The 7,468-nt window shown below is 71.1% G+C and carries 6 protein-coding genes and 1 pseudogene; 2 read left to right on the forward strand and 5 right to left on the reverse strand.

The window, feature by feature from the left end; all coding sequences use genetic code 11:
* On the forward strand, nt 1–918 hold a 918-nt coding region (locus G6R24_RS16100), incomplete at its 5' end, for a WD40 repeat domain-containing protein (protein WP_225438605.1).
* 33 nt (nt 919–951) lie between these two features.
* On the opposite strand, the gene G6R24_RS16105 is transcribed toward G6R24_RS16100, so the two are convergent.
* The 5 genes from G6R24_RS16105 to G6R24_RS16125 form a co-directional block, all read right to left on the reverse strand.
* Nucleotides 952–1,980: an amidohydrolase family protein gene (locus tag G6R24_RS16105; protein WP_163550063.1), complete on the reverse strand. Its 1,029-nt coding sequence runs from the start codon at nt 1,978–1,980 to the stop codon at nt 952–954.
* A 324-nt stretch (nt 1,981–2,304) separates the two neighbouring features.
* Complete coding sequence (locus tag G6R24_RS16110) at nt 2,305–3,510, reverse strand: cytochrome P450 (protein ID WP_163550064.1); 1,206 nt, start codon at nt 3,508–3,510, stop codon at nt 2,305–2,307.
* Nucleotides 3,511–3,673: 163 nt separating this feature from the next.
* Complete coding sequence (locus tag G6R24_RS16115) at nt 3,674–4,648, reverse strand: transporter substrate-binding domain-containing protein (RefSeq protein ID WP_163550065.1); 975 nt, start codon at nt 4,646–4,648, stop codon at nt 3,674–3,676.
* Between the two features lie 342 nt (nt 4,649–4,990).
* Nucleotides 4,991–6,016 (reverse strand): YihY/virulence factor BrkB family protein, encoded by a 1,026-nt coding sequence (locus tag G6R24_RS16120; protein WP_163550066.1) that lies wholly within the window; start codon nt 6,014–6,016, stop codon nt 4,991–4,993.
* Nucleotides 6,017–6,384: 368 nt separating this feature from the next.
* Complete coding sequence (locus G6R24_RS16125) at nt 6,385–6,927, reverse strand: hypothetical protein (protein ID WP_163550067.1); 543 nt, start codon at nt 6,925–6,927, stop codon at nt 6,385–6,387.
* A 361-nt stretch (nt 6,928–7,288) separates the two neighbouring features.
* Here G6R24_RS16125 and G6R24_RS22585 point away from each other — a divergent pair.
* A pseudogene (locus G6R24_RS22585) lies at nt 7,289–7,468 on the forward strand (hypothetical protein); the annotation flags it as partial.

The following is a 7,468-nucleotide window of genomic DNA, read 5'->3' on the forward strand; positions in this document are numbered from 1 at the left end:
CAGCCGGTGCCCTTCCCCGGAAAGTCGCCGCGCCGGCCTACCCGGCGCACGCTGCTCCAGGTGGCCGTGCCCATCGTGGGTGGCGCGACGGCCGCCGGCGTTCTGCTCGCGACGCGCGGCGCGGACGCGTCGTCGAGGCGCGGCACCGGTCCAGGCCCGGGGCCCGCCGTCGCCGCCACCCACGCGTCCGACGTCCAGGTGTGGACCGGACCCGTGCGGCGGGCGCAGGCGTGGGGCGATCCGCTGGTGGGGCACCGGGAGACCGTGCACAGCGTGGCGTACGCGCCGGACGGCACCGTCCTGGCCAGCGGCAGCGACGACCACACGGTGCGACTCTGGGACGTCCACGCCGAGGGCGCGGCCCACAACCTGGGTGATCCGCTGACCGGGCATGGCGCGGAGGTGACCGCGGTCCTGTTCGCGGGGCGACGGTCACTGCTGGTCAGCGCGGGGCTGGACGGCGCGGTGCTGATCTGGGATGTCAGCGATCCGGCCCATCCGCGGCCGCTCACCGACCCGCGGCAGCCGCTGGCCGACCCCGAGAACCCGCTGTCCGCGCTCGCCTGTTCACCGGATGGCACTGTTCTGGCCACCGCGGGCCGCGACGGGTCGGTGCGGCTGTGGGACATCCGCCGTCCGGCGATGGCGGCGCGGGGCCTGCTCGGCCAGCCGCTGGCCGGGCACACCGACACCATCCGCACGCTCGCCTTCTCGCCGAACGGAGCCGTCCTGGCCAGCGGCTCCGATGATCATTCCATCCGGCTGTGGGACGTGCGGGACCGCGAGCAGCCGACCTCGGTCGACACGGCGCCCACCGGCCATGAGGACGCCGTCTGGGCGCTCGCGTTCGCCCCCGACGGACGGGTTCTGGCCAGCGGCGCAGGCGACGCGCGGATCCGCCGTTGGCGCCTGACCTGAGGCCCGACCCCACCCGGACCGCGGCGTCGGCGCTCAGCGTGCCGCGTTGGCGGATGCCTCGTCGAGGCGGTAGATCCGTGTGGCCGTCCCGGAGAACAGGGCGGTGCGTTCCGTCGGGGACAGTGCGGCGGTGATGCGCTTGAAGGCGTTCCAGAGCGCGTCGTAACTGACGCTCTGCTTGTCGATCGGGGCGTTGCTCTCGAACATGCAGCGCTGCGGCCCGAAGGCGTCGATCGCCGTCTCGACGTAGGGGCGCCAGGCGGCCGCGAGGTCCACCGACGACGGCCGTACCGCCAGCTCATGATGGCCGAAACCGTGCAGGGGCATGCCCAGGCCGCCGATCTTGACGGCGATGTTCGGGCGGCGGGCGACGTCGCGCAGCAGGGCGCTCCACCGCGCGAAGATCTCGGCGCGGGCCCGCGGGTCGGGCTGCGCCGGGACGGGCCCGCCGACATGGTCGAGCACGAACTGCTGGTCGGGCAGGGCGTCGGCGGTCTCGGCGAGCTCGGGGAGCTGCTCGTGGAAGAGCCACACGTCGTAGCTGAGACCCCGGGCGCCGACCTCACGCAGGCCGGCGCGGAACTGGTCGTCGAGCAGCAGACGCGCAGGGAAGTTCTGGCCCTTGACGATCCCCGGTGTGCGATGCCAGATCACGTTGTGCCGGATGCCGCGTACCCGGCCGCCGGCGGCGCCCAGATGGGCGTCGATGGTGCGCGCGGCGACGGCGGGCTGGGTGAGATCCGCCCACGCGACGATCCCCGCGGCCATCCCCGGTGTCCGCGCCGCGGCCGGGTCGTGTGGGCAGGCGGCGGTGACGAACTCGGTCTCGCCGACGGGACGCAGCGCCGGGTCGCCGTCACGCCGGTAGTTCGCACCGCACTCGACGAACACGGTCGCGGTGATCCGGTGGCCCCGCTCGAGGTCACGCAGGTAGGCGTGCTGGTCGTAGGGAATCCAGTAACCGGACGGCCACAGGTGATGGTGGGCGTCGACGATCGGCAGGTCCGGGTCGAGGACCTGTTCGGGCGGCGCCGGTTCCGCCGCGGTCTCGTCCAGCTTCATGGGCGCTGCCCTCCCGGGGATGGTGGTAGGGGCGGTGTCCGATGGTCCGCGCCAGCGTGTTCGGCCCGCCGGTGCGGACACCACGACGTGAGCACCCCGCGCCGCGCGGACATGAGGGAGTGTTCTCGTGGCATTCATCAGTGTCAAGACGGCTGTGGACGGTCCGCCTGGGATGGCGCGGACGGCGTCGTAGGCGAGGTCCGCGGCCTGCTGCCACGTGCGTCCGGCCTCGACGATCACCGCCGCGGTCATGACGGATACCGGTCACGACCCCCACCGTCACCATGGTCACCGGTCGGCCGTAGGCGGCGAGCCGTTCGACGATCAGGCCATCGTGTAGCGGATCGGCAGGTGCTTGGGTCCACCGACGAAGAGCGTGTCCAGGTAGAGCGGGGCGCCGGCGAGTTCGATCGAACGCACCCGCGGCACGAGTTCGGCGAACAGCGCGCGGGCCTCGAGCCGCGCCAGGTGGGTGCCGAGGCAGAAATGCGCGCCGACACCGAAGGCGAGGTGTCTGTTCGGGGTGCGGCCGACATCGAAGCGAGTGGGCTCGTCGAAGACCTCCTCATCCCGGTTCGCGGACGGATAGGACAACAGCACCGCCTCGCCCTTGGCGATCGGAACGCCACGGATCTCGGTGTCCTCGGCGGCGGTGCGCATGAACTGTTTGACCGGTGAGACCCAGCGCAGCATCTCGTCGACCGCGGTCGGAACGAGGGTGGGGTCAGCCGCGAGCCGTCGCCACTGGTCGGGATGTTCGATCAGGGCGTGCAGCCCGCCGGCGATGGCGGCGCTGGTGGTGTCATGCCCCGCGGTGGCGATCAGCACGTAGTAGCCGACCGCCTCCAGTTCCCCGATCAGCTGGCCGCCGACGGTGGCGTTGGCAATGGCCGAGCCGAGGTCGTCGGACGGATTCTCGCGGCGACTGGCGACAATTCCCTGGAAGTACTGGAAGAAATCCATCAGTGTTTCCAGCAGGGTCTTGTCGGTCAGGTCGATGTCCTCCGCCCCGAACATCTCCTGGGTGAGCCGCAGCATGCGCGGAAAATCCTCCTGCGGGAGGCCGAGCAGCGAAAGGATGACATAGAGCGGAAAGTGGCAGGCGACATCGGCGACGAAGTCGCACTCTCCGCCGAGATCGGCCATGTGATCGACATAGCCGCGGGCGAGTTCCTCGATGCGGCCGGTGAGACGGCGCACACCGCTCGGTTTGAACCAGTCGGCGCTGAGATGGCGGTAGACGCCATGGTCCGGTGCGTCCATCTGGACCAGGGTGCGCACGGGCACCTCGGTACTGCTGGCATGGCGGGCGAGCGCCGCTCGGGGTGCGTTGAGCCACAGTCCCGGGGCGCGGCTGATCTGCGCGACGTCCGCGTGTTTCGTGACAGCCCAGAACGGCTCGAAACCCTCGGTGTCCACCCGGTGCACGGGTGATTCCCGGCGAAGCAGTGCGGTGGCGGAATGTAACCAGCTCTCGTCGGCGTAGGCCTGGGGAGTGGTGAAGACCTGTCCCGCCTCGTCCACGTTCATGGTCAGGGCTCCTGCCAGAATCCGGGCATGGTCACCTCGCGTGACGGGTGAGTTTCCTGGAAAAACTAGCGGCGGGCCGACCGGGTGTCAACGGATTCGCCGTCGGGGCGGGTGTCCGCGGGATCGGTCGAGGTCGCCGGAGCCCGGCCGAGCCCGCCCGCGTTCAGGAGGGGCCGTCGAAGTAGTGCTGGCGCAGCTCGTCGTAGGTCCCGTCGGCGTGCATCTGCAGGAGGGCCGCGTTGACCTTCTTGCGCAGGGCGCTGCCGGTGGGAAAGGCGATGCCGTAGTCCTCGGGTTCGAAGACCGGGCCGGCGAGAGTCTCCTTGCGGTCGTGCGCGACGTCGACGTGGTGCTGCAGGACGGGGGAGTCGTAGACGATGGCGTCCGCGTCGCCCCGATGCAGCAGGGGATAGGCGTCGTTGATGGAGTCCACGGTGCGCGGCGTGATGTCGTGGTGGCGCAGGTAGTTCTCGGCGGTGGAGCCGCGCACCGTGACGACGTGCTTTCCGGCGAGGTCGGACACCCCGGTGATGCCGGTCCGGATGGACCGCACGGTCAGCTGGGTGGTGACCGACGCGGTGAACAGGGACACGAACACCAGGCCGGCGATGAGCCAGGCGAACGTGACCACCTTGATCAGGGGTTTCTGTGGATCGCCGAGGTCACCGGCGAGGCCGACGGCGGCGGCCCGGAACATACCGTCGCTCATCCGCCGGTGCCACCGGTGTTCGCTGCCGACCCGGGTCACCGCCGAGGTGATGGCCCCGGCGAGAAGAAGCATCAGCAGCAGCGCCGCCAGATACCGCCCGGTCGAGGGCGAGACGAGGTTGCGTAACTGATGGGAAAGGTCCAGGCCGACCGGGGTGTCCCCGGTGAGGATCTGCAGGCCCGCGTCGAACATCGGATAGGAGAAGTCCACCTCCTCCTCCCGGTCGGCGGTGATGGAGATTCCGGAGATCGCCGCGTCCACGGTGTTGTCCCTGGCGGCTTCGACGACGGTCTTGATATCCGGGAACCAGGTGTACTTCGGCTGCCATTCGTTGCGCCGGGCGATGTCGTTCCAGAGATCGATACTGAAGCCGGAATATACGCCGGATTCATTTCGACTGACAAAAGGATCAAGTGGTTTGATGCCCACCGTGATGGTGCTTCCGGCCGCTCCCGTGGCCAGTGCGCGCGGTGTGACAGGCCGTGTGGCGGCCCGTGCGGATGTCGCCGGCATTGCCGCCGCAATCAGTGCCAGGAGCACAAGCAGCCCGAAAAGGCTCCGGTAGTTCGTGTGCCGATCGTAGCGTGCGATCACTGGCTCAAATGGCCATCGGTCGAAGTCGGGGTGGCTGGGGGCAGGCCAGGTTCGGGCGGGTCGTCGTACACCGGACAAGTGTGTCGGGTAATGAATTCACCTGTCAAGGACGCTTTTGCTGCCGTTGTACAAAGGGTGGAATCGAGTCTCTTGTCCCACGATCGGCATGTTCTTGGCCTATGCGGGGGGGGGGGCGCTGATCCATCGGTCGCGACCGGAGCTGTCCGGAAGGTCCCGGTACTCGAGACCGCGCGGGGTCAGGTCGTTTCGCTGTCGGCCTGGCGGGCCTGGCGGGCCTGGTGCGGCGCGGTGGCCTGGGGGGCTGCGGCGTTTCCAGGCGCGGGTGTCGCGGGGCTCGGCGTACGCCTCGGAGTCCGAGGGCAGGCCGCCGAGCAGGGCGCGTTCCCGGGCGATCTCCGCGTCGAACTCGAGCCCGAGCAGGATCGACAGGTTCGACAGCCACAGCCAGACCAGGAAGACGATGACACCGGCCAGCGTGCCGTAGGTCTTGTTGTACGACCCGAAGTTCGACACGTACACCGCGAACCCGGCGGACGCGGCCAGCCACAGCACCACGGCGAGGATGCTGCCCGGGGTCAGCCAGCGAAAGCCCGGCACCCGCACGTTCGGCGTCGACCAGTACAGCAGTGCGATCGTGATGCCCATCAGCACCACCAGCACCGGCCATTTCGCGTAGGACCAGGCGTGCAGGGAACCGACGTCCACCCCGAGGATCGCCCCGACCCGGTCGGCGGCACCACCGGAGACGACCACGATGGCGGCGCTCGCCGCGAGCAGGACGACCAGCGCGATGGTGACCGCGAGCCGCAGCGGCACGACCTTCCAGACCGGCCGTCCCTCGGGAATGTCGTAGACGACGTTCGCCGCCCGGATGAACGCCGCGATGTAGCTGGAGGCCGACCACAGCGCACCGACCAGTCCGGCGGCGGCGAGCACACTGCCGGTGCCGGGGCTGTCCCGAAGGTTGGTGACCGCATCGCGCAGGACGTCGCGGGCCGAACCCGGCGCGAGCTGCTGCACGTTGGTCAGGATGCGATCGGCCTGGTCCTCGCCGACCAGCCCGACCATCGACACCAGCACCAGCAGCGCCGGAAAGATCGCCAGCACGCTGTAGTAGGTGAGCGCGGCGGCGCGGCCGGGCAGTTCGTCATGGCGGAACTCCCGCACGGTCCGCCGCAGCACCGCGAACCACGCCGGAACCGCAGCTGCGAGGGCCGCTGCGGCATCGTCGCACCACCGGACGCCCCTGGCCCGGACGCCCCTGGCCCGGACGTGGCGCCACCCGCCTGACCGCCGCTACCGCCGCTACCGCCGACACCGGAACCGGGGACGCTGGCGGGGGCCGATGCCGACGTCGGCGCGATCTGCTGGGCGGGGATGGTCTCGGTGGCCGTGGTGGAGCTACGCGTGCGTCGGCGCTGTCGCCAGGTCGCGGGCATGAGGGAATCCTTGACCATGGCGACCCGTGGTGAAACGTCACGCCCCCCACGGACGACTGCCGCACAGGTGACGGTCGTCTCCACCAGGCCCGGCCCGGCCACTGGGGCGGCTCAGCCGGTGGTGACCAGGGTCGTGCCGGTCGGTCCCCACTCGAGGTCCCAGCCGTAGCGGGCCGCGGCCTCGGCCTGGGTGCGCGGATCGAAGTCGTTCTCCCGCCGGATGACCAGATCGTCCTCGACGACGTGGAAGGACGCGACCACACACAGCGGCGCATCGTCGGGTGCCGCGCCCAGGCGCACCGTCAACCGCTCGCCGGACGCGGCGCAGACGTCCAGTTCGGCCCGTAGCTGCGCCCACGGCGGCACCCCGCGCAGACCGTAGGCGTACACGAAGAACCGGTGGAACGTGGGCAGCGAGGCCAGATCGACGAACAGCGTCTGCCCGTCCCGTTCGTCGCGTCGCCCCAGCCGCAGCACCTGCCGGCGCGCTCCCCGCCCGGGCGCGCTGACCAGCCCGTCCAGTTCCTGCAGCACACCGGACGCCCCACCCGCCGCACCGGACCCGGCCTGCCACAGACATCCCAGGTGGAGGTTGCTGGGCCGGGGCAGTCCGGTGCGGGTGGTCAGCGCCGACCAGCGCAGTGTGACGGTCATGGCACCGGTGCCCCGGTTCGCCGCGGTCCAGATGGTGGCCGGATGGTCGTCGTCCAGCGCGGCGACCCGCTCGACGCGCTGACGGTGGCGCGACGAGTGCGCCCCGACCCGGGCCGTGGGTGAGAACGGCTCGTCTGCCCCGGAGTCCCCGCCCGCCGGGCCCGGTTCCGCGGAACCGCGCCCGAGCCCGTCGCCCCCCTGACGTCCGGACGGCCCCTGCCCGTTCGACGAGGGCCGCCCGCCGTCGCGCGTGGCCCCCAGATCGAGCGCGGAGCGTCCCGCCCCCGGGCGCGCTGACCCCTGCCGGACGGACGGTGGCGCCTCGTCGTCGCCCAGATCGAGCGCGCTTCGCCGCGCGGGCGTGGGTGGCCGCGGCGGTATCGGCGCCGTCGGCGACGGCCGAGGCGGTGGTGCCGGTGGTGGGGCGGCGGCTGGTTTCGGTCTTGGTGCCGCGGGCCGCGGTGCCGACCGGGGTGTCGCCGGGGAGGACGGCGACGCGGGCCGAAGCGGAGGCTGGGCGTTCGGGTGGGGTTGGCGGTTC

It is taken from the genome of Candidatus Frankia nodulisporulans (assembly GCF_902806475.1).
Lineage (GTDB): Bacteria > Actinomycetota > Actinomycetes > Frankiales > Frankiaceae > Frankia > Frankia umida.